At 71.5% G+C, this 26,228-nt stretch carries 19 protein-coding genes; 11 read left to right on the top strand and 8 right to left on the bottom strand.

Annotation, left to right across the window (positions count from 1 at the left end; translation table 11 throughout):
- Positions 1–281 precede the first annotated feature (281 nt).
- From ASG63_RS13735 to pdeM, 3 genes are read left to right on the top strand one after another with little or no spacing between them, the layout of a single operon-like run.
- A complete protein-coding gene (locus tag ASG63_RS13735) occupies positions 282–1,244 on the top strand; it encodes an alpha/beta hydrolase (protein ID WP_056217153.1) in 963 nt (320 codons plus the stop codon).
- Complete coding sequence (locus ASG63_RS13730) at positions 1,241–3,772, top strand: ligase-associated DNA damage response DEXH box helicase (protein WP_056217149.1); 2,532 nt, start codon at positions 1,241–1,243, stop codon at positions 3,770–3,772. The genes ASG63_RS13735 and ASG63_RS13730 overlap by 4 nt, the downstream gene beginning before the upstream one ends.
- Positions 3,773–3,815: 43 nt before the next feature.
- Complete coding sequence (gene pdeM / locus ASG63_RS13725) at positions 3,816–4,529, top strand: ligase-associated DNA damage response endonuclease PdeM (RefSeq protein WP_056217147.1); 714 nt, start codon at positions 3,816–3,818, stop codon at positions 4,527–4,529.
- A 129-nt stretch (positions 4,530–4,658) separates the two neighbouring features.
- On the opposite strand, the gene ASG63_RS13720 is transcribed toward pdeM, so the two are convergent.
- Complete coding sequence (locus tag ASG63_RS13720; protein ID WP_056217143.1) at positions 4,659–5,096, bottom strand: DUF3429 domain-containing protein; 438 nt, start codon at positions 5,094–5,096, stop codon at positions 4,659–4,661.
- A 162-nt stretch (positions 5,097–5,258) separates the two neighbouring features.
- Positions 5,259–8,618, bottom strand: a complete 3,360-nt coding sequence (locus ASG63_RS13715; RefSeq protein ID WP_056217461.1) for a tetratricopeptide repeat protein — start codon at positions 8,616–8,618, stop codon at positions 5,259–5,261.
- A 284-nt stretch (positions 8,619–8,902) separates the two neighbouring features.
- Between ASG63_RS13715 and ASG63_RS13710 the strand changes: the two genes are divergently transcribed.
- The 3 genes from ASG63_RS13710 to ASG63_RS13700 all read left to right on the top strand — a co-directional run bounded on the left by ASG63_RS13710 (position 8,903) and on the right by ASG63_RS13700 (position 12,706).
- A complete protein-coding gene (locus ASG63_RS13710; RefSeq protein WP_056217139.1) occupies positions 8,903–10,690 on the top strand; it encodes an acyl-CoA dehydrogenase C-terminal domain-containing protein in 1,788 nt (595 codons plus the stop codon).
- A gap of 205 nt (positions 10,691–10,895) precedes the next feature.
- Entirely contained in the window at positions 10,896–12,104 is a 1,209-nt protein-coding gene (locus ASG63_RS13705) for an acetyl-CoA C-acetyltransferase (RefSeq protein WP_056217135.1), read from the top strand.
- 101 nt (positions 12,105–12,205) lie between these two features.
- Positions 12,206–12,706 carry a hypothetical protein gene (locus tag ASG63_RS13700; protein ID WP_056217132.1) on the top strand — a complete coding sequence of 167 codons (501 nt, stop codon included), beginning with the start codon at positions 12,206–12,208 and terminating at the stop codon, positions 12,704–12,706.
- A 30-nt stretch (positions 12,707–12,736) separates the two neighbouring features.
- On the opposite strand, the gene ASG63_RS13695 is transcribed toward ASG63_RS13700, so the two are convergent.
- Complete coding sequence (locus ASG63_RS13695) at positions 12,737–13,537, bottom strand: EAL domain-containing protein (protein WP_056217457.1); 801 nt, start codon at positions 13,535–13,537, stop codon at positions 12,737–12,739.
- A gap of 118 nt (positions 13,538–13,655) precedes the next feature.
- Between ASG63_RS13695 and ASG63_RS13690 the strand changes: the two genes are divergently transcribed.
- Positions 13,656–15,860 (top strand): 3-hydroxyacyl-CoA dehydrogenase NAD-binding domain-containing protein, encoded by a 2,205-nt coding sequence (locus ASG63_RS13690; protein ID WP_056217129.1) that lies wholly within the window; start codon positions 13,656–13,658, stop codon positions 15,858–15,860.
- A 62-nt stretch (positions 15,861–15,922) separates the two neighbouring features.
- Here the strand turns inward: ASG63_RS13690 and ASG63_RS13685 are convergent, their stop codons facing one another.
- Both ASG63_RS13685 and ligA read right to left on the bottom strand, forming a co-directional pair.
- Entirely contained in the window at positions 15,923–16,798 is an 876-nt protein-coding gene (locus ASG63_RS13685) for a 3'-5' exonuclease (protein WP_056217127.1), read from the bottom strand.
- A gap of 90 nt (positions 16,799–16,888) precedes the next feature.
- Positions 16,889–19,348, bottom strand: a complete 2,460-nt coding sequence (gene ligA, locus ASG63_RS13680; protein WP_056217124.1) for an NAD-dependent DNA ligase LigA — start codon at positions 19,346–19,348, stop codon at positions 16,889–16,891.
- 247 nt (positions 19,349–19,595) lie between these two features.
- On the opposite strand from ligA, the gene ASG63_RS13675 reads away from it, so the two are divergent.
- The 3 genes from ASG63_RS13675 (at position 19,596) to ASG63_RS13665 (ending at position 22,229) form a co-directional block, all read left to right on the top strand.
- A complete protein-coding gene (locus tag ASG63_RS13675) occupies positions 19,596–20,522 on the top strand; it encodes a sulfite oxidase heme-binding subunit YedZ (RefSeq protein WP_056217121.1) in 927 nt (308 codons plus the stop codon).
- Positions 20,523–20,598: 76 nt separating this feature from the next.
- Complete coding sequence (locus ASG63_RS13670; RefSeq protein ID WP_056217117.1) at positions 20,599–20,925, top strand: hypothetical protein; 327 nt, start codon at positions 20,599–20,601, stop codon at positions 20,923–20,925.
- 290 nt (positions 20,926–21,215) lie between these two features.
- Positions 21,216–22,229, top strand: coding sequence for an adenosine kinase (locus ASG63_RS13665; protein ID WP_056217114.1), 1,014 nt, complete (start codon positions 21,216–21,218; stop codon positions 22,227–22,229).
- An 85-nt stretch (positions 22,230–22,314) separates the two neighbouring features.
- Here the strand turns inward: ASG63_RS13665 and ASG63_RS13660 are convergent, their stop codons facing one another.
- The 3 genes from ASG63_RS13660 to ubiG all read right to left on the bottom strand — a co-directional run bounded on the left by ASG63_RS13660 (position 22,315) and on the right by ubiG (position 24,754).
- Positions 22,315–23,289, bottom strand: coding sequence for an NADPH:quinone oxidoreductase family protein (locus ASG63_RS13660; protein WP_056217110.1), 975 nt, complete (start codon positions 23,287–23,289; stop codon positions 22,315–22,317).
- A gap of 71 nt (positions 23,290–23,360) precedes the next feature.
- Positions 23,361–23,921 (bottom strand): YbhB/YbcL family Raf kinase inhibitor-like protein, encoded by a 561-nt coding sequence (locus ASG63_RS13655; protein ID WP_056217108.1) that lies wholly within the window; start codon positions 23,919–23,921, stop codon positions 23,361–23,363.
- 50 nt (positions 23,922–23,971) lie between these two features.
- The gene (gene ubiG / locus ASG63_RS13650) at positions 23,972–24,754 is read right to left on the bottom strand and encodes a bifunctional 2-polyprenyl-6-hydroxyphenol methylase/3-demethylubiquinol 3-O-methyltransferase UbiG (RefSeq protein WP_056217106.1); all 783 of its coding nucleotides are present in this window, start codon (positions 24,752–24,754) and stop codon (positions 23,972–23,974) included.
- Between the two features lie 221 nt (positions 24,755–24,975).
- Here ubiG and ASG63_RS13645 point away from each other — a divergent pair, with 221 nt between their 5' ends.
- A complete protein-coding gene (locus ASG63_RS13645) occupies positions 24,976–26,211 on the top strand; it encodes an aspartate kinase (protein WP_056217102.1) in 1,236 nt (411 codons plus the stop codon).
- Positions 26,212–26,228 lie beyond the last annotated feature (17 nt).

Raw genomic sequence — 26,228 nt, 5'->3', positions numbered from 1 at the left:
GCGGTGTTCTTCGCGGTGTTCTTGACCGTGCTCTCGGCCGGATCTTCGGGCCGTGCCCTCGGGCCGGGCGGTGCCGCCTCTCAACCCGGCGAACCCGGCGGAACCGTGACGCGGGCGACACAGTTTGCACGAAACACGACACATGCGAGAGCGTTCGGCGTTTTCGCACGGGGGACGGATGGCACCGTCGCGTGCAGGGTCCCATCTTAACGATGCGATCTGCGTCGTCCCCGACCGACCCTCGCCCCGCAGACTGACCCGTCCATGAAACGAACCGCTCCATGATCGACCACGCCCTGTTCGATCCGGCGATGATCGACCCCGAGACTAGGCGCCTGAACGCCGAGATCGTGGCCGCGCATGCCGCGCAGGCGGATCCCTGGTCGATCCCCATCACCGAGGTCCGGGCGCGCCGCCGCCAGGGCACGCAGGCCTCGCCGGCCATGCCGCGCAGCGCCCGGGCCGAAATCCTGACCATCGACGGGCCCGCCGGCCCCCTCCAGCTGCGCGTCATCCGCCCCGATGCGCGGAAATGGTCGAAGCTGCGCGGCGCCTACCTGCACATCCATCGCGGGGGCTGGGTCTGGGGCGCGGCCGACGAGCAGGACCCGTGGCTGGAGCGCATCGCGGACGTCTGCGGCTTCGTCTGCCTGTCGGTGGAGTATCGCCTCGCGCCCGAGCACCCCTACCCGGCGGCCCTCGAGGATTGCGAGGCCGCCGCCCTCTGGCTCGCGGGTCCCGGCCGGGCCGAGTTCGGCATCTCCGCCCTGACCATCGGAGGCGAATCGGCCGGCGCGCAGCTCGCCGTGATGGTGCTCCTGCGGCTGCGCGACAGGCACGGCCTGCCCCGCGCCTTCCGGGGGGCGAACCTCAATGCCGGCTTCTTCGACCTCGGCCTCACCCCGAGCGTGCGCAACTGGGGCGACGAGCGCCTGGTGGTGAACACCCGGGACCTCACCAACTTCGCCAACGACTACGTCCGTGAGGGCATCGACCGGCGCCGGCCCGACGTCTCCCCGGTCTATGCCGACCTGAAGGGCCTGCCGCCGGCCCTGTTCACCGTGGGCACCCACGATCCGCTCCTCGACGACACGCTGTACATGTCGGCCCGCTGGGCGGCCGCCGGCAACGGCGGACACACGGCGATCTATCCGGGCGGCTGCCACATCTTCGTGCGCTATCCCGGGGCGATGACCGAGCGGGCGCTGGAGTTGATCGACCGCTTCCTGATGGCCCTGGCCTGAGCAAGCGCGCGGTTGCATCCCCCCTGCCGGAACGCTTCGCCGCGTGGTTCGCCGCGCGCGGCTGGACGCCCCGGCCCCACCAGCTCGAACTCCTCGACATCGTCGGGGGCGGCCGCTCGGCGCTCCTCGTGGCGCCGACGGGCGCGGGCAAGACGCTCGCGGGCTTCCTGCCGAGCCTCACGGCCCTGGCGGCGCGGCCGGCGTCGGCGAAGCCGCGGGGCCTGCACACCCTCTACGTCTCGCCCCTGAAGGCGCTGGCCGTCGACATCGCCCGCAACCTCGATGCGCCCATCGCCGAGATGGGCCTTCCCGTACGCGTCGAGACCCGCACCGGCGACACGCCCTCGCACAAGCGCACCCGCCAGATCGCGCGACCGCCCGACATCCTGCTGACCACGCCGGAGCAGCTCGCCCTGCTCATCGCCCATCGCGAGGCGGCGGACCTGTTCGCCGGCCTGTCCTGCGTCGTCCTCGACGAGTTGCACGCCCTCGTCACCTCGAAGCGCGGCGACCTCCTGTCCCTGGCGCTCGCGCGCCTGCACCGCCTCAGCCCCGGGCTCACGGCCATCGGCCTCTCCGCCACCGTGCGCGAGCCGGACGAGCTGCGCCGGTATCTCGTTCCTCAACACCCCCCCTCCTCCACCGAAGCGGAAGAGGGCGGCCCGGCCATGGCCGAGCTCGTGGTGGTGAAGGGCGGCGCCGCCCCCGACCTCCACATGCTGGAGACCGGCCTCACCCTGCCCCTGGCCGGCCATACCGCCTGGCAGGCGATGCCGGCGATCTACGAGCTGATCGGGCGGCACCGCACCGTGCTGGTCTTCGTCAACACCCGGCTCCAGGCGGAGTACACCTTCCAGGAACTCTGGCGCATCAACGACGCCAACTATCCCATCGCCCTGCATCACGGCTCGCTCGATGCCACCCAGCGCCGGCGGGTCGAGGCCGCCATGGCGGCGGGCCAGCTGCGGGCGATCGTCTGCACCGCCACCCTCGACCTCGGCATCGACTGGGGCGACGTCGACCTCGTGGTGAATATCGGCGCCCCCAAGGGGGCGAGCCGGATCATGCAGCGCATCGGCCGCGCCAACCACCGCATGGACGAGCCGTCGAAGGCCTATCTCGTGCCGGCCAACCGGTTCGAGATGCTCGAGTGCCAGGCCGCCCTCGACGCCGTGGAGGCCGCCGCCCAGGACACGCCCGACGCCCGCCTCGGCGCCCCCGACGTGCTGGCCCAGCACGTCCTCGGCATGGCCTGTGCCGATGCCTTCGACGCGGTGCAGCTCTACGCCGAGATCGTCTCGGCCGCCCCCTACGCCACCCTGTCCTGGGAGGATTTCGAGGCGGTGGTCGATTACGTCGCCACCGGCGGCTACGCCCTTCGGGCCTACGAGCGCTTCGCCAAGATCCTGCGCGGGCCGGACGGCCTGTGGCGGGTGCGCGATGCCCGCATCGCCCAGCAATACCGGATGAACGTCGGCACCATCGTCGAATCCGCCAAGGTGAAGGTCCGGCTCGCCCGCGGCGTGCGCGGCAAGCCGGGCGCGATCCTGCCCCGCGGTGGCCGGGTGCTGGGCGAGATCGAGGAAGACTTCGCCGACACCCTGACGCCGGGCGACACGTTCCTGTTCGCCGGCGAGGTGCTGCGCTTCGAGGGCCTGTCCGAGGACGAGGCCCTGGCGACCCGCGCGGGGCCGGGCACCGACCCGGCGATCCCGTCCTATGCGGGGGCGAAGTTCCCGATCTCGACCTTCCTGGCGGCGCGGGTGCGTGCCCTGATCGCCGATCCGTTCGAATGGGACCGGCTGCCGCGCCAGGTTTCGGACTACCTCCTGCAGCAGCGGACCCGCTCGGTCCTGCCCGGTCCCACGGGACTGCTGGTGGAGACCTTTCCCCGCGCCGGGCGCTACTACCTGACGGCCTTTCCCTTCGAGGGGCGGCTCGCGCACCAGACCCTCGGCATGCTGCTCACCCGCCGTCTGGAACGGGCGCGGATGCGGCCCCTGGGCTTTGCCGCCAACGATTACGGCATCGCCATCTGGCTCAACCGCGATGTCGGCGAACGCATCGGCCGGGAACCGGACTTCCTCGAGACCCTGTTCGCCGAGGACATGCTGGGCGACGACCTCGAGGCCTGGCTGGACGAATCCGCCATGATGAAGCGCACCTTCCGGCAATGCGCCGTGATCGCCGGGCTGATCGAGCGGCGCTATCCAGGCCAGGCCAAGACCGGCCGGCAGGTCACGATCTCCACCGATCTGGTCTACGACGTGCTGCGCAAGCACCAGCCGGACCACCTCCTGCTCAAGGCGGCGCGGCAGGATGCGGCAACCGGACTCCTCGACGTGAAGCGCCTCGGTATGATGTTGAGGCGCATCCAGGGGCGAATCATCCACAAGGCGCTCGATCGCGTCTCGCCGCTCTCCGTCTCCGTGATGCTCGAGATCGGGCGCGAACGGGTCTACGGCGAGGGCGCCGACGAGATTCTGGCCGAAGCCGAGGCGCAGTTGCTCGAAGAAGCGCTGGCCTGAGCGCGTGGTGAAACGCCCTGCCCCGAACGCAGAGGACGCGGTTTTGGCGCTCGGCCAGAGACTTGAGAAGACCATCCGGGCCCCCGGCCTGACCCTTGCCGGCGAAACCCTCGCCCTCGACCTCTGCGGCGGCCTCTGGCTCGCCCCGCACCGCACCCTGGTGGTGTCCGACCTCCACCTGGAGAAGGGCTCGGCCTATGCGGCTCGCTCCGGGCAGTTCCTGCCGCCCTACGACACCCGCGAGACCCTGGCCTGCCTGCATGAGGTGATCGCGCGGCTCGACCCCGCTTGCGTCGTCGCGCTGGGCGATTCCTTCCACGATTCCCGCGGACCGGAGCGCATGGAGCCGGGCGACCGCGCCATGGTGGCGGCCCTGCAGGAGGGGCGCGACTGGGTCTGGATCGCCGGCAACCACGACCATGCGGTCAGCGAGGGCGTCGGCGGCCGCTACGCCGAGACGCTGAGGGTGGGCGCCCTGACCCTGCGGCACGAACCGACCGTCGATGCGCCCGAGGGCGAAGTCTCCGGCCACCTGCATCCCTGCGGAAAGGTCGCGATGCGCGGGCGGGCCGTGCGCCGGCGCTGCTTCGTCACCGACGGGCGCCGGCTGATCATGCCGGCCTTCGGCGCCTATGCGGGGGGGCTCAACGTGCGCAACGCCGCCTTCGAGCCGCTGTTTCCGGCCGGCTTCACGGCACACCTCCTCGGCGACGGCCGCGTCTTCGCCATCGGCAAGGCGATGCTGAGCAAGGACTGAGCCTCTCTCCGGCCGAGACCTCCGGCGTTTTCAGTGCGCCGGTCCCCTCTCCTTTCGGGAGACGGGGCCCGTTCCGAGCGAGCCAACCGAAGCGATCGACCGGACACGGTGCGAGGAGCCAAACGGGATTCAGGCCGCGATGAGCAGCGAGACCCCGGCGACCCCCGACAGGGCCAGGCGCAGGCGGCCGAGCCAGACCGGGACGAGGCCGCGGCGCGGCAGGTCCTGGTCGATGAGGCCCCAGGCCAGCACGAGGATGCCGAGGATGCGCAGATCCCAGGGCATCGGGGCGGCGAGGGCCGCCCAGGCGATCAGCGAGGGCAGGATCGCGATGGCGTAGTCCGCGCCGCCCGAATTGCGCGCGGCCGCCGCGCCCCAGCGGATGCCGCCGAGGAACGATGCGATGACGGCGCCGTAGGTGGAGAGCATGAGGCGGGGGCTGAGGCCGATGGTGCCGAGGCCGCCATCGGAGCCGCTATAGGCGAGGAGGGCGAAGCCTAGGAACGGAATCAGCCCGGCGATCCCCAGGATCAGGGCGGCCGGTGGAACCGTCGTCACGCGCGCCATCGGCTCTCCGCTTGTCGGGCCGCCCGATGGAGGCGACCTGCGCTTCGAAATGGGTCACCCGATCACGACGGTCCGGCGATCACCGCTGCGACAACGCCGGGAACCGGGGGTTCGGCGCAAAAGCGGGAGGGCGTCAGAAGCTCGCATCCCCCGCGCGGCCGCTCAGATCCGGCGGGCCGGCGGAACGTTGCCGGAGGGCGGCGCCGCACCGAGCAGGCTCATTGAGTTCTCGGTGGGCAGCGGGGCCGGGATCTCGTTGGCCGCGGGCTCCGGCACCTTAGGCTTGAAGGCCGTGACCTGCGCCCGCGCGGCACCCAGGGCTTTCGCGTCGAGCTTCGAGGCGACGTCGTCGCGCTTCTTCGCGGCGTCCTCGTCGCCCTGCGCGGCGGCGGCCGAGAACCACAGGAAGGACTGTCCGAGATCCTGCTGCACGCCCATCCCCCGGGCGTAGAGAACCGCGAGGTTGTACTGGCTGTCGCGGACGCCGAGCTCGGCCGCGCGCTTGAACCAGAGGGAGGCGGTGGCGAAGTCGGGCTTGCCGCCGGCCACCGGGTTCTCGGCGTAGATCACCGCGAGGTTGTGCATGGCGCGGGCATTGCCGAGTTCGGCGGCACGGCCGTACCAGAGTTTCGCCTGAGCCAGGTCGCGGGTCACGCCGACGCCCTTCTCGTACAGGCTCCCGAGCTTGTACTGCGCCGGCGCGAAGCCGCTGGCGGCGATCTGCTCGAACACCTTCACGGCGAGCGCCGGGTCGCGCGTCATGCCGCGCCCTTCGGCCGCCCGCATGCCGAGGTCGTAGGCGGCGGCGCCGTCGCCGCCGAGGGCGGCCTGGCGCAGCTTCACCAGGTTCGGCGGCACCGCCGCGAGGTCCGCGGTCAGTCCGGCCATCGTCGTCACGCGCGGCACCGCGGACCGAGCGGCCACGGCCGGCACCGTGCCCTTGGCGGGCGGGCTTTCGGAGAGACTCTGCGTCGTCTGCGGATCGGCCGGGGCGGGCGTCGCGCCCTTCGCATCCGGCGCTTTGGCGTCCTGGGTCTTGGCGTCCGGCTGTTTGGCGGCCGCCTCGGCTGCGGGGCCGGCATCGGGTGCCGCCGCCGCGATGTCGGCGGGCGCCGAGCGCGTCGCGACCGGCTCGGTCGCCGATGACGCGGTGTCCGCGGTCCGGCGGGCGGTCACGGCCTGGAGAGCGCCGAGCAGGAGCACCACTGCGGCGAGGCCGAGGAGGAGCGGTTTGCGGCGGCGGTCGATGCCCTCGCGGAAGCGCGCGAGGCGACCGTCGCGGCGCGCGGCGTCGGGACCGGTGCGGACACCGTCGCCCTCCTGCGCCTCGGCCTGCCCGGCGGCCTCTGCCTGCGCCGCCTGCGCGGCACGCCGGGCGGCGGCGATGAAGCTGGTCTTGATGTCGCTGTCGGCCGCGCCCGCGGCCTCGCTCGCCTCGACCCGGCTGCCCGGGCGCTCACGGCCGGGGCGTCCGGCGCCCGGCTCCAGCGGAAGATCGGGACCCGAGACCAGGGGGCGTTCGGTCCGGGCCGCATCCGGCCGGCGCGACGGTGCCCCCCCGGCGAGATGCTCGGCGCCCGGCTCCCGGAGGGAATCCTTGGCCGTGTCCCGCGACGCCAGATCCCGCGCCAGCATCTCCCGGGCCAGGATGTCCTTCGCGGACGCGTCCCGCGGGGTCCGGGCGCCGGTCAGGAGGGCGGCATCCGTGTCGCCGGTGCCGATCCGGCCGACCAGGCGCTCCAGGGCGGAGTAGACCCCGGTCAGCGTCGATTGCATCCGCTGCTCGGAGGCGACCTGATGCGCGCGCAGATCCGCGAGGCTGGCCCGCAGGAGGGCCACTTCGCCGGTCTCGGCGGCCGCGCCCATGGTCTCGGCGACCGCGTTGCGGGCGGCGCGCTCGACGGCGGCCTCCATCGGCGCCTCGGCCCGCAGGGCCGAGACCTGGTCGAGGAGGTCGGTCATGGTGCGCTCGAGCCCGGCCAGGGCCGGATCGGCGTCCCGGGTGTCGATGCGCTCGGCCAGCGCCAGGACCTGCTGCTCCAGGGCGTCGAGGCCCTCGTCGCGGGGGCCCTCGCCCGTGCCGATGCGATCGAGCTTGACCGTCAGCTCGTGCAGCATGCCGTGGATCGAGGCGAGGTTCTCGTCGGGCAGTGCCGGCCGGCGCAGGGTCGCGCCGATGTCTTCGAGGCGTCCGATCAGGTCGCCCACGGGATTGATGCTGACCCGGTCGACCTTCTCCGACAGGGCATCGATCCGGTGCAGGATGACGTCCGAATCCTGGTGGGCGGCTATGGGGCCCGCGCCGCGCAGGGCGTCGAGCTTGGCGCCCATCTCCTGGATCTGCTCGCCGATGCCGGCCTCGGCGTTCGAACGCAGGCCGATCCGGATTTCCTCCAGCAGGGGGCGGAGCTCCGCCATGCTGGCGGTCTCGCCGGGCATGCCGGCCTGGAGCTGCGAAATCTGGGTGCTGATGGCCTGGAGGCCGTTGGCGAGGCTCTGGATCCGCTCGGGTCCGGCGAGGGCGCCGATCAGGCGGCGGATCTCGTCGAGTTCCCGGAACAGCCCCGCGACCACGTCCTGCTCGGCGATGCCGGAGGGCGCGCCCTGGAACGTGCCGTTCATCTTGGCGGCTAGGCGCTCGACATCGGCGGCGACGCGGGCGTGAACGTTGTCGGCGACGTCCTCGGCCAGGCGCTCGACCTGCACACGGATCGCCTCGATGGGGGCCGCGATGGCGGCGAGGTCGCCGGGGGCCTGCGCCTTCTCGACACCGGCCGCCAGGGTCTGCATCGCCGTCTCCAGCGCGCCGACGTCGCGGCTGCTGGCGAGGCTGCCGATCGATTCGCGCAGCCGCACCGTCTCGCTCTGGAGCTCGGCGATGACGGGGGCGGCCAGGGTCGGGGCGGCGTTCGAGACCGGGGCCGGGGCGGCGGCCTGGGCGGGCGCGGCGGGCGCGGCGGGCGTACCGTCCAGTTCGCGCTGGCGCTGGCGAATCTCCGTGACCGCGTCGCGGATCTCGGTCACGACCGGGCGGCCGCGGCGGCCGAGGGGACGGGGCGCAGCCAGTTGCGCGCCGATCTCCGTCATCCGGCGCTCGATCTCCGCGAGCCGCTGGGCCATCTCGGAGGGCGGCGGGCTGGCCGGCTCGACCTTCGGGGCGGCGGGCGCCGGCGGCACGGGCGCCTCGGCGCCGATGCGCTGGTCGATGCCGTCCAGGCGACGCATCATCTCGGTGAGGGCCGCGTTCTTGCCGGTCGACCCGGTGGGCGCGGCGCTCGAAGGCCGGACCTCGACCGGCGCCGGTGCGGCGGCGACGGGTGTCGGCTCGGCCGGTGCGACCGGGGCCGGCTGCGGTTGCGCGCTCCGTGATTCGGGTTCAGCCTTGTCCGCGAGCGCCCGGGGATCGACGATGGAGGCGATCCACGTCTCGACCGGAATGCCGGCGCGGCGGGCGACATCCCGTGCCGCTTCGAGAACGTCCGGATCGAAGCCTTCGAGGTCGAGCGTCGCGTTGCGTGTCATCGTCCAACCTGACCCGGCGAAGTCCATGGTTCGATCCGCGAGCGCCCCCCGCCACACGAAAAGCGAGGGAGGGGTTAACGGCAGATCCGTCCGCCCCGACATTTGGTAGTCTTGGTAAACAGGCGGTTAAGACCTGACCGATTGGTGGCGGATGACCGATTCCCGTTGGCACCCCGCGCGCCCCCCTTTCGTCCGCCGCAGATTAGTTTATATGTGAACCATCAGGTGCGCCGGCGGCCGGAAGTCCGACCAGGAACGCAACCGTTTCCGGGAGATGATGCGCGATGCCCAGCTACAAGGCACCGGTCGAGGACGTCCTGTTCCTGCTGAACGACGTGCTCGGGTTCCACCGCTACGACAACCTGCGCGGCTTCTCGGACGCCTCTCCCGACGTGATGGAGGCGGTGCTCAACGAGGGCGCCAAGCTCGCCGAGACCGTCCTGGCCCCCCTGAACGCCGCCGGCGATCGGGAAGGCTGCACCCGGCATCCGGACGGGAGCGTCACGACCCCGCAGGGCTTCAAGGCCGCCTACGACGCCTATGCGGGCGGCGGCTGGATGGGCCTGTCGATGCCCGAGGCCTATGGCGGGCAGGCCCTGCCGCACACCCTGAACACCGCGATCCAGGAATTCGCCTCCGGGGCCAACCTCGCCCTCGGCATGTATCCCGGCCTGACCCAGGGCGCGATGGCGGCCCTCCTGGTGCACGGGTCGGAAGAGCAGAAGGCGCTCTACCTGCCGAAGATGGTGGAAGGGGCCTGGACCGGCACCATGAACCTGACCGAGCCCCATTGCGGCACGGATCTCGGCCTCCTCAAGACCAAGGCGGTGCCCAACGGCGACGGCTCCTACAGCCTGACCGGCACCAAGATCTTCATCTCGGCCGGCGAGCACGACCTCTCCGAGAACATCATCCACCTCGTCATAGCCCGCATCGAGGGCGCGCCGGCCGGCACCAAGGGCATCTCGCTCTTCGTGGTGCCGAAGGTCCTGGTGAACGCCGACGGCTCGCTGGGCGCGCGCAATCCCGTCTCCTGCGGCTCCCTCGAGCACAAGATGGGCATCCACGGCAATTCCACCTGCGTGATGAACTACGACGGGGCGAAGGGCTGGCTCGTCGGGCAGGAGAATCGCGGCCTGAACGCGATGTTCGTGATGATGAACGAGGCCCGCCTCGCGGTGGGCGTCCAGGGTCTCGGACAATCCGAGGTTGCCTACCAGAACGCCGTCGCCTACGCGAAGGACCGGCTTCAGGGCCGCGCCCTCACCGGCGCCAAGGCGCCCGAGAAGGCCGCCGACCCGATCATCGTCCATCCCGACGTGCGCCGGACCCTGATGGGCATCCGCGCCTTCAACGAGGCCGCCCGCGCCCTCGTGCTCTGGACCGCCCTCCAGGCGGATATCGGCCACCGGTCCGACGACGCGACCGAACGGCAGGCCGCCGAGGACCACATGGGCCTGATGACCCCGGTGGTGAAGGGCGTGCTGACCGACCGGGGCTTCGCCAACGCGGTCGAGGCCCAGCAGATGTTCGGCGGCCACGGCTACATCGAGGAATGGGGCATGTCGCAGTTCGTGCGCGATGCCCGCATCGCGATGATCTACGAGGGCGCCAACGGCATCCAGGCCATGGACCTTATCGGGCGCAAGCTGCCCAAGGACGGCGGCCGGGCCATGATGAGCTTCCTCGGCGAGGTGCAGACCTTCCTCAAGGACCACGGCGAGGACGAGGGCATGACGCCCTACGTCGCCCCCCTCCAGGCCGGGCTCAACGACCTGCAGGGCGCCACCATGTGGTTCATGCAGAACGCCTTCACGAAACCCGACAATGCGGGGGCCGGCGCCACCGACTACATGCACCTCCTCGGCCTCGTGGCCATGGGCTACATGTGGGCGCGCATCGCCAAGGCCGCCCTGGCCCGCCAGGCCGAAGCCGCCTCGGACGCCATGGCCGCCAAGCTGGTGGTGGGCCGCTTCTACATGGAGCGGATGCTGCCCGAGACCGCGACCCGGCTGGTGCGGATCAAGGCCGGCGCCGAGACGACGATGGCGCTCGGCGCCGAGGCGTTTTAGACCGGGACGACCGCGATCCGAAGACGCCGCGTCGGTCCGGGGCGCCCATAGGGCGAACCCGGAATCCGGAACCGCCGGCGCGGGCGACCTCGCCACGACCTGCGGTTCTGGCTTCCGGGCTCCGCGTCGCGGCCCCGGACTGACGGATCCGGACCGGATTTTTGAACGCCGTCGCCCCGAACGGGCGGACAACAGGGAAACGCGCATGCCCGAGGCCTTCATCTACGACCACGTCCGCACCCCGCGGGGCCGCGGCAAGCCCGATGGGTCGCTGCACGAGGTGACGGCCCTGCGCCTCGCCGAGGTGGCGCTCCGCGCCCTCAAGGAGCGCAACGACCTCGACACGCGCCGCGTCGACGACGTGGTGCTCGGCTGCGTCGATCCGGTGGGCGAGGCCGGCGGCGACATCGCCCGGGCGGCGGCCCTGGTGGCCGATTACGGCACGCACGTGCCGGGCGTGCAGATCAACCGCTTCTGCGCCTCGGGCCTCGACGCGGTGAACTTCGCCGCCGCGCAGGTGATGGCCGGGCAGCACGACCTGACGGTGGGCGGCGGCGTCGAGTCCATGAGCCGCGTCGGCCTCGGCGCCTCCGGCGGCGCCTGGCCCGTGGATCCCGCCATCGCAATCAAGTCGTACTTCATGCCCCAGGGCGTGTCGGCCGACCTCATCGCCTCGAAATACGGCTTCAGCCGCGACGTTTGCGACGCCTACGCGGTCGAATCGCAGAAGCGCTCGGCCGCCGCCTGGGCCGAGGGCCGCTTCGCCGACGCGGTCGTGCCGGTGCGCGACATCAACGGCATCACGCTCCTGGCCAACGACGAGCACATGCGGCCCGCCACCGACATGCAGTCGCTTGGCCAGCTCAAGGCCTCCTTCGTCCAGATGGGCCAGATGGGTGGCTTCGACGCCGTGGCGATCGACGCCCATCCGGACGTCGAGACCGTCAACCACGTCCACCACGCCGGCAACTCGTCGGGCATCGTCGACGGCGCCGCCGCCGTGCTGATCGGATCGCGCGAGGCCGGCAGCGCCGCGGGCCTGAAGCCCCGCGCCCGCATCCGCGCCTTCGCCAATATCGGCTCGGACCCGGCCCTCATGCTCACCGGCCCGGTGGACGTGACGCGGAAGGTCCTGGCGCGGGCCGGCATGAGCCTGTCCGACATCGACCTGTTCGAGGTCAACGAGGCCTTCGCCGCGGTGGTGCTGCGCTTCCAGCAGGCCTTCGACGTGGACCCGGCCCGGATCAACGTCTGCGGCGGCGCCATCGCCATGGGCCATCCGCTGGGCGCCACCGGCGCGATGATCCTCGGCACCGTGCTCGACGAGTTGGAGCGCACCGGCAAGGAGCGCGCCCTGGTGACCCTGTGCATCGGTGCCGGCATGGGCACCGCCACCATCATCGAACGGGTGTGAGCCTGCGCCGCCTCCCAAACGCGGGCCAAGTGGGGTAGAGGGCGGCGCCCGCCGCCACCCGGCGCCGGGCTCACGACAAGAATCTCTGAGGACACGCCAAGATGACGCGCCTGCTCGCCACCCTCTGCCTGACCACGGCCCTCTGCCTGCCGATGGCCGCCCGCGCCGACGATGCCGCCGAGCGCATCGCCGTCGCCAAGGACCTGGTGCAGAAGACCACGATCAAGAACCTGGAGGTCGGCTTCACGGGCGCCCTCGAGAAGACCGTGGCGCCGATGAAGGAGGACAAGGCCGAGGCCGTGCGCAAGGAGATCCGCGCCGAGTTCGACAAGCAGCGCGAGACGATGCTCGACGGCCTGTCGAAGGCCTATGCCGAGAAGTTCAGCCTCGACGAACTGAAGCACCTCACCGAAATCTACGGCGACAAGACTTACCAGAAGTTCCAGGCGGTCAATGCCGATCCAGCCTCCACCGTGACCACGATTTCGCAGGCCTCGGTGACCAAGCTCCTGAACATGCTGGCGATCGCCTCGGCCGGCGATTCCGCGGCCAACGGTGCGGCGGGTGCCCCCGGTGCGCCGATGCCGATGCCGGCGCGCTGAGGCGGACCGGCGGGGATCCCGATGGCCGGCTCAGGCCACATGCGCGCGGGGGAACCCGCCCGCCGGAGAGCCGGCCACCGGGAAGCCGCGGACCGGGGGCAGCGCCTCCAGGTGGGGCTTGGCGAAGTGGTAGCCCTGGAACAGGTTCGCACCGAGGTCGCGCAGGGTGTCCAGCTCGGACGCCGTCTCGACGCCCTCGGCGATCACCGCGATGTCCAGGGAGCGGGCGATGCCGATGATGCCCGCCACGATGATCTGACGACGCTGGTCGGTGTCGATGCCGCGCAGCAGATCCATGTCGATCTTGATGAGGTCGGGTTGGAAGTTCGCCAGCAGGCTGAGGCCGGCGAAGCCCGCGCCGAAATCGTCCAGGGCGGTCAGGAAGCCCTGGCGGCGATACTCGGCGACGATGCGCGAGACGTGGGCGGTGTCGCGGAACTTCTCGTTCTCGGTGAACTCGAACATGATCCGGTCGTGAGCGAACCCCGCCTTGCGGGCCGCCTCCAGGGACGAGCGGATGCAGGCCGCCGGTTCGTAGACGGCGTTCGGCATGAAGTTGATCGACAGACGGGTCGCGTCGTCGGTGGGAAACAGCCGGCCGGCGAGCTCGATCGCCTTGACCCGCGCCGCCTGGTCGAACCGGTAGACGGTCTCGGGCGTCACGCGGCCGAGGATCGAGGCGGCGGATTCACCCCCCGGGCCACGCACGAGGGCCTCGTACCCCCAGACGCGCTGGGCCGCGAGGTCGAGAATCGGCTGGAACGCCATCGTGAACGTGAAGTCGAGTTCGGCTCCCTCGCGGCAGCCCTGGCAGCCGATCCGAGCAGTCATGGTCTTGTCCTGTCGCAGCAACATGCCCCCCGGCAATTCGAGATGCCACTGCAAGTTTTGACAAGAGCTTAAGCTTGCCACCGAAGCCGCTCACCCGCCGCACATTCGAGGATCAGCGATGAATCTCACCAACTTCCGACTGGAAACCGACGCCGACGGGATCGCATTGGCGACCTGGGACATGCCCGGCCGCTCCATGAACGTCTTCACCGACGCGGTGATGGACGAGCTGAGCCAGGTGGTGGACGCCGTCGTGGCGGATCCCGCCATCAAAGGCTGCGTCATCGTCTCGGGCAAGGACAACTTCTCGGGCGGCGCCGACCTGACGATGCTCCAGGGCCTCGGCCGCGCCTACGAGGCCCTGAAGGCCGAGCGCGGCGAGGAAGAGGCGATGCGCCACTTCTTCGCGGAGTCGCGCAAGCTCAGCCTCGTCTTCCGCAAGCTCGAGACCTGCGGCAAGCCCTTTGCGGCGGCGGTGAACGGCATCTGCCTCGGCGGGGCCTTCGAGCTCGCCCTCGCCTGCCACTACCGGGTGCTGTCCGATGATCCGAAGACCCGCGTCGGCCTGCCCGAGATCAAGGTCGGCCTGTTCCCGGGCGGCGGTGGCACCCAGCGCGTCGCGCGCCTGATGCAGACCGGCGACGCCCTGCAGATGCTGTTCAAGGGCGAGCAGATCCGTCCGCTGATGGCCCGCAACATGGGCCTCGCCCAGGAGGTCGCGGCCAAGGACGAGATCGTCGCCAAGGCCAAGGCCTGGATCGCCGCCGGCGGCTCGGCCGTCGCGCCCTGGGACCAGCCGAAGTTCAAGGCGCCCTCCGGCAAGGTCTACTCGCCCGCCGGGATGATGATCTGGCCGCCGGCCAACGCCATCTACCGGCGCGAGACGCACGACAACTACCCTGCCGCCAAGGCGATCCTGGCCTCCGTCTACGAGGGTCTGCAGCTGCCGATGGACCAGGCCCTGCGCGTCGAGAGCCGGTACTTCGCCCACATCCTGCGGACCAAGGAGGCGGCCGCGATGATCCGGACGCTGTTCCTCTCCATGGGCGAATTGAACAAGGGCGCGCGCCGCCCGAAGGGCGTGCCGGCCACCCAGGTCGGCCGCGTCGGCGTCGTCGGCGCGGGCTTCATGGGCGCGGGCGTCGCCTACGTCACCGCCCAGGCGGGCATGGAGGTCGTCCTCGTCGACCAGTCGGTGGCGGCGGCCGAGAAGGGCAAGGCCTACGCCCACAAGCTCGTCACCGACCAGATCAACAAGGGCCGGGCCAAGACCGCCGACCGCGATGCCCTCCTCGCCCGCATCCGCACCAGCGCCGACTACGCCGACCTCGCCGCCTGCGACCTCGTGATCGAGGCGGTGTTCGAGGACCCGGCGGTGAAGGCCGAGGTCATCGCCAAGGTCGAGGCCGTGATCCGGCCGGAGACGATCTTCGCCTCCAACACCTCCACGCTGCCGATCACCGGGCTCGCCAAGACCTCGGCCCGGCCGGAACAGTTCGTCGGCATCCACTTCTTCTCGCCGGTGGAGAAGATGATGCTGGTCGAGATCATCAGGGGCGACCAGACCGGCGACGCGGCGCTGGCCACCGCCCTGGACTACGTCCGTGCGATCAAGAAGACCCCGATCGTCGTCAACGATGCGCGCGGGTTCTTCGCCAACCGCTGCGTCGGCGCCTACCTGCTGGAAGGCCACAAGATGCTCAACGAGGGCATCCCGGCGGCGATGATCGAGAATGCCGGCCGCCAGGCGGGCATGCCGGTCGGCCCGCTCTCCCTGACCGACGAGGTCGCGGTCGACCTCGCCCTGAAGATCGTCAAGGCGACGGAGGCGCAGCTCGGGGCCGACGGCATCGACCCGGCGCAGAAGGCGCTGCTCACCACCCTCGTCGAGGGCGAGGGTCGGCTCGGCCGCAAGAACCGGAAGGGGTTCTACGATTACCCCGAGGGCGCGCCCAAGCGCCTGTGGCCGGGCCTCGCCGCCCTGCAGGCGACCCGAATCGATCCGGACGCGGTCGACTTCTCGGAACTGAAGCAGCGCCTTCTCGTGGTGCAGGCCCTGGAAGCCGCCCGCACCGTCGGCGAGGGCGTAGTCACCGATCCGCGCGAGGCGGATGTGGGCTCGATCCTGGGCTTCGGGTTCGCCCCCTTCACGGGCGGCGCCCTGTCCTACATCGACTTCATGGGCGCCCAGGCCTTCGTGACGCTGGCGCAGGGGCTGGAAGCCAAGCACGGGCCGCGCTTCGCCGTGCCGCAGAACCTCCTCGACATGGCTGCCCGCGGCGGCACGTTCTACGGCGACGCGGCGGCGAAGAAGGCGGCGTAAGGCGGGGGCGCCGCCCGGCGCGACTCCGGGCGGACCTCACGACGGGTGCGGCGGCGACCGCCTCACCCCACCGACGCGGCCGTCATCCGGACCCGCAGCACCGCGACGTCGTCGTGGTTGCTCGAGAGCAGGTCGGTGATGTCGCCGGCGAGCAGCGCCTTCACGTGGCGGCACCGGGTGCCGTAGCGGCCCGCCATGCAGGTGCAGCGCAGGTGAGGCCCGCCGGTGCGATCCTCCAGGGTCACGGCGTAGCGGTTGCCGCTGCTGCCGCGCACCGCGAAATGCAGGCCCGGCGCCGAGGCCGGACGGGCGCCCGCGGCGAGGCGGGCCCGCTCGGTCAGGGAGCCAGGCCGGCCGCGCGGAGGCAGGGCGAGATCGGGACCCGCCGGGACCGTGGTGATCGGCAGGCGCAGCGCCTGCGACAGCCCGGGCACGTCCGGCGCGCCGGTCTCCCGCACGGCTGCCAGGGCGATCTCCGCGCAGGCATAGGCATCCTCGCCCGCATCGTGGTGCGCGAAGCGGATGCCGAGGCGCGTCGCCACCTTGCCGAGGCCGCAGCCCTCCTCCGCCGGAAACACCCGCCGGGCGATCTGCAGGGTGCAGAGATAGGCGAAGGCCGGCGGCCGGTGCCCATGCGCGGCCAGGGACGCCCGCAGCACCCCGAGGTCGAAGCCGGCATTGTGGGCGAGGATCAGCCCGGAGGTGAGGTCGGGCAGGAACTCCGCCATCACGGTGGGGAAGTCCGGCTGGCCGCGCACGTCCGCCGGCAGGATGCCGTGGACCCGGATGTTGCCCGGCGAGAAGCGCAGCTCCGGCGGGCGGATCAGCCGGGATTCCCGCCGGACCACCCGGCCGCCGGCGATCCAGGCGAGGCCGACGGCACAGGCGCTGTCGCGCCGCTCGTTGGCGGTCTCGAAGTCGAGGGCGATGACGGTCATGCGGGAATCGCGGGGCCCTGTCCCGGCCGGACGCGGCCAAGCGCCCGCGGATGCGGGCACCCCCGAGTCTAGGCGCCCACGAATCCCGGCTCAAGCGCCGGCGACGAGCGCCAGCCATGCCTCCTCGCTGACGACCTCGACGCCGTGCTTCTGGGCGTCCGTCAGCTTGGAGCCCGCGCCCGGCCCGGCCACGACGAGGTCGGTCTTGGCCGAGACCGAACCCGAGACCTTGGCGCCCAGGCGCTCGGCGGTGGCCTTGGCCTCGGACCGGGTCATCCGCTCCAGGCTGCCGGTGAACACCACCGTCTTGCCGGCGAAGGCCGTGGCGGTGGCCGGGGCCGCCATCGGCTCAGTCTTCACTTCGGCGAGCAGGGCCCGGACCGCCGCGTCGTTGTGCGGTTCGGCGAAGAAGGCGATGAGCGAGTCGGTCGCCACCGGGCCGATCTCGCCGTCGTCGGCGAAGTGGCGATAGGCATCCCCCGGGCGCTGCTCGGCCGCCCGCGCGAGGGCCGCCACGATGGCGTCCGCGTCGCCGTAATGGCTCAGGAGGCTGGCGCGCTGGGGGGCCGACAGGCGCACCCGCCCCTGCGGCTGGGTCTCCGCCTCCTCGTCCTCTCCGGCCTCCGGCTCGCCACCCGCGCGGGGATAGCCCAGCTCCAGCAGGCGGTCGCGGGTGGTCGGTCCGATGCGGGACAGGGCGGAGAGTTCGATCCAGTCCGCTCCGGCCTGGTCGCCCGCCGCGGCGGCGACGCCCGCCATCAGGGCGGGCATGTCGGGAAAGCGCTTGGCCAGGGCCTTGGCGGTGGATTCGCCGATCTCCGGAATACCGAGGGCGAAGAGGAAGCGGTTCAGGGGCAGGCTGCGGCGATCCTCTACCGAGGCGAGGAGGTTCTTGATCGCCTTGTCTTCTTCCTCGCCTTTCTTCTTGGTCGGCTTCTTGGGGGCGGGGGTGCCCTCCGCCCGGCGCTCGGCGGAGAGCGCCTCGCGCCGCGCCACGATGGCGGCCTTGAGGGGCTCGAAGTCGAGGCGGAACAGGTCGGCGGGCTGGCGCACCAGCCCGGCCTCGAACAAGACCTCGATATAGGTCTGGCCGAAGCCCTCGAGGTCGAAGCCGTTGCGGGAGACGAAGTGCTTCAGGCGCTCGACCCCCTGCGCCGGGCAGATCAAGCCCCCGGTGCAGCGGCGCACGGCGTCGGGCTTGCCCGTGCGCGGGTTGATCTCGCGCACCGCCCGGCTGCCGCAGGCGGGGCAGTGGGTCGGGAAGGCGTAGGGTTTCGACCCGGCCGGGCGCTTCTCCAACACCACGTCCATCACCTTCGGGATCACGTCTCCGGCCCGCTGCACCACGACGGTGTCGCCGACCCGGATGTCGCGCCCGTCGCGGATCGGCTCGCCGTCGGCCCCGACGCCCTGGACGTAACCCTCGTTGTGCAGGGTAGCGTTCGACACCACGACGCCGCCCACCGTGACCGGACGCAGCTTGGCCAGCGGATTCAAGGAGCCGGTGCGCCCGACATTGATCTCGATGTCCTCGACCACCGTGAGCGCCTTCTGGGCCGCGAACTTGTGGGCGAGCGCCCAGCGGGGCGAGCGGGAGACGAAGCCGAGGCGGCGCTGCAGGGCGAGGTCGTCGACCTTGTAGACGACGCCGTCGATGTCGTAGCCGAGGTCGGCGCGCTCGGCCTCGATGCTCCGGTAATGCGCGATCATCGCGTCCGAATCGGCACAGAGCTTCGTCCGGTCGTTGACCGGCAGGCCCCAGTCCGAAAACCGCGCCAGCACCCCGTGCTGCGTGCCGTCGAACGCCGGCACCACCTCGCCCCAGGCATAGGCGAAGAACTTGAGCGGGCGCGCGCGGGTGATCTCGGGGTCGAGCTGGCGCAGCGACCCGGCCGCCGCGTTGCGGGGGTTGGCGAACAGGGCCTTCCCGGCGGCTTCCTGGCGCGCGTTGATGGCGGCGAAATCCGCGTGGCTGAGATAGACCTCGCCGCGCACCTCGCAGACCGGCGGCACGTCCGTCCCGGCGAGCCGCTGCGGGATGTCCGACACCGTGCGAGCATTGGCCGTGACGTCCTCGCCGACCTCGCCGTCGCCCCGGGTTGCCGCCGTGACGAGGCGCCCGTCCTCGTAGCGCAGGGCCAGGGAGAGGCCGTCGATCTTCGGCTCGGCGGTGAAGGCCAGGGGATCGCCCTCCGGCCAGTTCAGGAAGCGCCGGACGCGGGCCACGAACTCCGCCACCTCCTCGTCCGCGAAGGCGTTGCCCAGCGAGAGCATCGGCACCGCGTGGCGCACCTTGGCGAATTTCTCGGAGGGCTTGGCGCCCACCGAAGCGCTGGCGGCCCCCGTTCCGGCGAGATCCGGAAATCGCGCCTCGATCTGCTCCAGGCGCCGGCGCAGGGCGTCGTACGCCGCATCCGTGATCTCGGGGGCATCCTCCTGGTGATAGAGCCGATCGGCCTCGGCGATCCGTTCGGAGAGGTCCGCGTGCTCGGTCCGCGCCGTCTCGGCGGTCATGGTCTCGAGGCTGTCGGCGGGGCTGTCTGCGGGCATGGGGGGCTTCGTGATCGTTGGCGCGGCGTCGGCTTATAGCAATCGTCAACCATCGCGGCACCGGCCAAGGTTCCGGGCTGCCCGAAGCTCTGCACAGGCCTGTAACCCCCGCGGCCGCCAAGCGAATACATCGCGACACCCCGACGCCCCGGTGGCTCGTCGAGGCCGGCTGCGACCCCGCGCCGCCTCACGGATCCTCCCCGGCCCCTATCTTTCGATTCAACCGCTTCCCCGATCCCGGATCGCCATGCCAGCCCTGCCCGCCTTCTCCGCGCCCTGGCGCGACCGCGCCGGACGCGTCTCCGGCCTGAAGCTCGCCACCTTCCTGTTCGCCCTGGCCCCGGGCCTGTGGCTCGCCGGCGCCTACGCGGCCGATGCCCTCGGGGCGAAGCCCATCACGGCGCTGCTTCATGGTACCGGCGAGTGGGCGGTGCGCTTCCTCATGCTGTCGCTGGCGGTGACGCCCCTACGCCGCATCGCCCACGCGCCGAAGCTCATCCTGGTCCGGCGCATGCTTGGCCTGACGGTGCTGGCCTACGGGCTGATCCACCTGTTACTCTACGTGGTGGACCAGAACTTCGTGCTGACCAAGGTCGTCACCGAGATCGCGTCGCGGATCTACCTCACCATCGGCTTCGTGGCGCTTCTCGGCCTCGTGGTGCTCGGCGTCACCTCCACGGACGGGATGATCCGGCGCCTCGGCAAGGCCTGGCCGCGCCTGCACAAGTCCGTCTACCTCATCGCGATCCTGGGCCTGATCCACTACTACCTGCAGGCCAAGATCGACGTGTCCGATCCGGTCTTCTGGACCGGCGCCTTCCTGCTGCTGATGGGTCACCGCGCCATGCAGCGCTTCGGGTGGCCGACCAACCCGCTCACCCTGGCGGGCCTCGCTCTGGGGGCCGCCCTCGTGACCGCACTGCTCGAAGCGGCCTGGTACGGCGTGGCGAGTGGCATCCCGGCGAGCCTCGTCCTCTCGGCCAATCTCGACGTGCCGGACACCATCCGGCCGGCCTGGTGGGTGCTGGCCCTCGGCCTCGCGGTGCCGGTGCTCAATGCCGTCCGGGCGCGGATGGACAAGAGCGGACGCGGCAAGCCGAAGCGCGCACCGGCGCCGCGCCCCGCCCCGGCATCGGCACAGGCTGCGGCACGGGAGGCCGTGGCCGCGCGCTGACGGCCGCCGGCACGGACTTGCTCCGGGGCGACCGCACGCGCATGTAGCGCCTGTCGTCACGGAGGGGAAAACCCGCATGCGGACACGGATCTTGCGGGCTGCGGCCCTCGGCCTCGGCACCCTGCTGTCGATGAACGCGGCCCGCGCCGCCTGTACCCTGCCGGAGCCGCCCCCGGCGACGGCCCGTCCGACCAAGCCCCCGCTGCCGGTCAAGCCCGCCTGCCTCGACGCCAAAGGCGGCTGCCCGGGCTGGGAAGCCTACAGCTACAACGACGCGATCAAGGCCTACAACGAGCAGGCCGCCGCGTTCCGACCCCTGGCGGAAGCCTACGTCAAGGCGCTGAACGCCTACGTGAAGGCGAGCAGCGACTACGCGCAGTGCGAGGTGAAGACGCTGCAGTAGGAACGCGCGGCGCCTTCGGCACGGTCACATCGCAGGGTGCGCGGTCATTCCGGGGCGCCGCAGGCGAGCCCGGAATCCAGAAACGCCGACTGCGGAAGGTTTTGCACCACCTATGGTTCTGGATCCCGGGCTCCGCTGCGCGGCCCCGGGATGACGGGGCGGTGCGAGGGGAGTTCCGCCGTGACGCTTCGAACAGGTGATCGCATTGGCGGCGGCCGTCGCTTGACCCCCGCCAGGGGCGGTGCCACAGCCCGGCGCAGTTTCCGCTCACCGCCAGACTGGACGGCCCGATGCCCGAATCCCTCGACCTCCTCGTTCTCGGCAACGCCATCGTCGACCTCATCGCCCGCACCGAGGAGGATTTCCTCGCGGCGCAGGGCGTGCCGAAGGGCGCGATGCAGCTGATCGACGAGGCGCGGGCCGAGTCGCTCTTCGCCGCCATGGGTCCGGCCACCATCGTGTCGGGTGGCTCGGGCGCCAACACGGCCGTGGGTGCGGCGATGCTCGGGGCGAAGACCGGCTTCGTCGGCAAGGTCCGCGACGACGAGCTCGGCGGCCTCTTCGCCCACGATCTCAAGGCCACCGGCGTCCGCTTCCCCGTCGCCGCCGCCACCGACGGACCGGCCACCGCCCGCTGCTTCATCCTGGTGACGCCCGATGGCGAGCGCACCATGAACACCTATCTCGGCGCCTGCCAGGGCCTGTCGCCGGCCGATGTCGACGCGGCCACCGTGGCCGCCGCCCGCGTGGTCTACCTCGAGGGCTACCTCTGGGACCCGCCGGCCGCCAAGGACGCGTTCCGCAAGGCCGTGACCATCGCCCACGACGCCGGAAACGCCGCCGCCCTCACCCTGTCTGACGCGTTCTGCGTCGGGCGCTACCGGGAGGAGTTCCTGGGCCTGATCCGCGACGGCAGCATCGACATCCTGTTCGCGAATATCGGCGAGCTGCAGAGCCTCTACGAGACCGACGACGCCGAGGCCGCGATCCGCGCCCTGCGCGAGGAGAGCGCGGCCCGCGGCCGGGATCTGCTCGGCCTCGTCACCCGCTCGGCGGACGGTGCGCTCGTGATCCAGGGGGGCGCCGTGCAGGCCGTATCCGCGTCGCCGGTCCACGAGCTCGTCGACACCACGGGCGCGGGCGACCTGTTCGCGGCGGGCTTCCTCGCCGGCCATGCCCGCGGCCTCGATCACCGCGACAGCGCCCGCCTCGGGGCGCTCGCCGCCGCAGAGGTGATCCAGCACATCGGCGCCCGGCCCCAGCACGACCTCGTGGCCCTCGCCAAGGCGCAGGGCCTGCTCTGAGGCGGGCCCTTCGGCGGGACCGTCCCACCGTCCGCCTTCGCGGGCCGAGGGAGGCGGGCCGCCGAACCGCTCGGGCGACCTCCCCTCACAGCCGCAGCAGCACCTTGCCGACGGCCTCGCGCCGCTTGAGGATGCCGAGGGCCTCCTCGTAATCGGCGAGGGGGTATTCGCCGTGGACCTTCGCGGTGAGGCGCCCCTCCGCCACCCAGGCGAGAAGCTGCTCCTGGTTGGCCCGGTGCGCCTCCGGCTCGCGCTCGACGAAGACGCCCCAGTGCACGCCCTGGATGTCGATGCCCTTCAGGAGCGCCAGGTTGAGCGGAATCCGCGGGATGTCGCCGGCCGCGAAGCCGATGACGAGGTAGCGGCCCTTCCAGCCGAGCGACCGCAGGGCCGGCTCGGCGTAGTCGCCGCCGATCGGGTCGTAGATCACGTCCACGCCCGCCCCCGCGGTCAGCGTGCGCAGGGCCTCGCGCAGGTTCTCGGCGGCGTAATCCACCGCCATCGTGGCGCCATGGGCCTGCGCCGTTGCCAGCTTCTCGGGCGAGGACGCGCAGGCGATGACACGCGCGCCCATGATCGCCCCGAGTTCCACCGCCGCGAGCCCGACGCCGCCGGAGGCGCCGAGCACCGCCAGGGTCTCGCCGGGCTGCAGGCGGGCCCGGTCGCGCAGGGCATGCAGCGACGTGCCGTAGGTGATGGTGAGCCCGGCGGCCTGCGCGTCCGAGACCCCGGCCGGCACCGGCGTGAGGTGCCGGGTGGCGACGGCGATCCGCTCGCGGCAGGTGCCGTATTTCTGGTGAACGATGACGCGGTCGCCCACCGCGAAGCCCGCGGCGCCCTCGCCCAGGGCCTCGATGACGCCGCAGGCTTCGCCGCCCGGCGAGAACGGCAACTCGGGCTTCACCTGGTAGCGCCCGGCGATGATCAGGGTGTCGAAGAAGTTGAGCGCCGCCAGGGTGATGCGCACCACGGCCTCGCCGGGACCGGCCACCGGGTCCCGCAGGTCGGCGAGGTCCAGATCCTCCGGACCTCCGAGATGGGTACACAGCAGCGCCTTCATGCTCAAACCTCCCCTGGTCGTCGTATCGGCGCTTGCACCGACGGAGCCGCCCGCGCAAGCGGTCGACGCCGTCAGGGGCGTTCGTAGGTCCCGACGAGGCAGCCCTTGGCGAGGACGCGCCCCGCCATGGCCTCCAGCAGCGCGCCGCGGCCGGGATCTTCGGGCAGCGCCAGCGTCCCGTCGAGGGCGTAGGCCTGGAACAGGTAGGCGTGCAGACCGTGGCCGGTGGGCGGGTCGGGCGGCAGCCAGCCCGGCTTGAGGAAGCTGTTCTTGCCGAGGTCGAGGCCGGATTCGGCCTGGCTCGCCGCGCCCTCCGCCAGGGGTGCGCCGGGATCGCAATTCCAGGCGATCAGGTGGACCAACGGGTTCGGCGTGGGGCTGCCGGCATCCTCGCAGAGGAGGACGATTCGCGCCGTGCCGGGGGGCAGGCCGGTCCAGGCCAGGGGCGGTGACCCGCCGGCCCCGTCGGCGGTGAAGCGCGCCGGCATCGCCGTCCCGTCCGCGAAGGCGAGGCTGGTGAGGCCGAGGCCCTCGGGCACGGTGGCGAAGGTGGTCCGGTAGGCGGTCTTGTCGAGCCCGGCCTTCAGGCCGGACAGGGCGGCGCCCACGGCGTGCGGAATCTTTTCGAGCAAGGTCGGTCTCCCACGGGGTACGCCGACCAACCGCGTGCGCGCCCGAAGGTTCAGGCCGAATGCCCGCCTGCGGCCGGGGGCCCGGATGCGCCGGGGCGCTGCGCCGTGATCATGTAGTTGACGGCCGTGTCGCGGCTCGCCCGCCACGAGCCATCCAGGGGATTGAGCACCACCCCGGTCGTGTCGGTGACGATGAGGCCGCCGGTCTCGACGGCGCGGGCGAGCTCGTCGGGCCGCACGAACTTCTCCCAGTCATGGGTGCCCCTGGGCAACCAGCCGAGGACGTACTCGGCCCCGACGATCGCCAATGCGAAGGAGCGCAGGGTCCGGTTGAGGGTGGCGGCGAACAGGAGGCCGCCGGGCTTCACCGCCCGGGCCGCCTGCGCCACGAAGGCCGGCATGTCCACCACGTGCTCCACCACCTCCATGGCGAGCACGATGTCGAAGCGCTCGCCCCCGGCCACCACATCCTCGATGGTGCGGGCGCGGTAATCCACCGGCACGCCCTCGGCGTCGGCATGGGCCTGGGCCACTTTGACGTTGGTCGGCGCCGGATCGAGTCCGGTGACCCGGGCGCCGAGGCGCGCCAGGGGCTCGGAGAGGACGCCGCCGCCGCAGCCGATATCCACCAGGGTCAGCCCCTCCAGGGCGAAGGGCGCGTTGCGGTCCCGTCCGAAATGCCGGCAGGCCGTGTCGCGGATATAGGCGAGGCGGACGGGGTTGAAGCGGTGGAGCACCCGCATCGGTCCGGCCTCGTCCCACCAGGTCGCCGCGATGGCTTCGAAGCGGGCGACCTCGTCGCGGTCGATGGAGGCGCCTGTGGGTCCGGTCATCGTCTCGGCATGTCTCGTGCGAGGTGGGCGCGTCCCATTGTTGACACGCCCGGGCGGCCCTTGTACCCGCCGAAGCCCTGTCCGGTACAGCAGCCAAGCGACGCGGCAGGCCGTGCGGGTTCCGGGAAATCCGTCCCGCGGCCCGCCGAATTCCGAGGTCACGCTCGATCCCCGGCTCAAGCGATGCGTCGCGGGCGCGACAGGCTCCGTCTGGTGAGAACATGCCCCGTCTGGTGATGAAGTTCGGCGGTACGTCCGTCGCCAATGTCGAGCGCATCCGCAACGTGGCGGCCCACGTGGCGCGCGAGGTCGCCGCCGGCTACGACGTGGCCGTCGTGGTCTCGGCCATGTCCGGCAAGACCAACGAACTCGTCGCCTGGGTCAAGGACGCGAATCCGATCTACGACGAGGCCGAGTACGACGCGGTGGTCGCCTCCGGCGAGCTCGTCACCGCCGGGCTGCTCGCCATCGCCCTGCAGAAGAACGGCATCAAGGCCCGTTCCTGGCAGGGCTGGCAGATCCCGATCCTGACCTCGGACGCCCACGGCTCCGCCCGGATCGAGGGCATCGACGGCGCCCGCCTCGATGCCGGTTTCCGGCGCGGGGAGGTCGCGGTCATCGCCGGCTTCCAGGGCATGCACGAGGCCAGCGGCCGGGTGACCACCTTGGGCCGCGGCGGCTCCGACACCAGCGCGGTGGCCATCGCCGCCGCCATCGGCGCCGAGCGCTGCGACATCTACACCGACGTCGACGGCGTCTACACCACCGATCCGCGCGTGGTGCAGAAGGCCCAGCGCATGGAGCGCGTGACCTTCGAGGAAATGCTGGAGATGGCGTCGCTGGGCGCCAAGGTCCTGCAGGTCCGCTCGGTCGAGCTCGCCATGGTCCATCGCGTGCCCACCACGGTGCGCTCCAGCTTCGATCCGCCGGAAAACGCCCGGCCCGGCACCCTCATCTGCGACGAGGACGACATCGTGGAACAGCAGATCATCACCGGGATCGCCTTCTCCCGGGACGAGGCGCAGATCACGCTTCGTCGCGTGAAGGACAGCCCCGGCATCGCCGCCGCGATCTTCGGACCGCTGGCCGACGCCAACATCAACGTCGACATGATCATCCAGACCGTGTCGGGCGACCAATCGACCACCGACATGACCTTCACGGTCCCGTCGGCCGATTACGACCGGGCGCGCAAGATCCTCGACGCGCAGAGCGGCGCGATCGAATTCGCGCAGATCGAGGGTGCCACCGACGTGGTGAAGGTCTCGGCCATTGGCGTCGGCATGCGCAGCCACGCGGGCGTCGCCGCCAAGGCGTTCCGGGCCCTGGCGCAGAAGGGGATCAACATCCGGGCCATCACCACCTCGGAGATCAAGTTCTCCGTGCTGATCGATGCCGCCTACACGGAGCTTGCCGTTCGCACGCTCCACTCGCTATACGGCCTCGACCAGGCCTGAAGACCCGGGGCGCGCGA

The sequence above is a fragment of the Methylobacterium sp. Leaf94 genome, from assembly GCF_001426045.1.
Lineage (GTDB): Bacteria > Pseudomonadota > Alphaproteobacteria > Rhizobiales > Beijerinckiaceae > Methylobacterium.
This window is presented reverse-complemented; position numbering and strand designations above follow the sequence as displayed.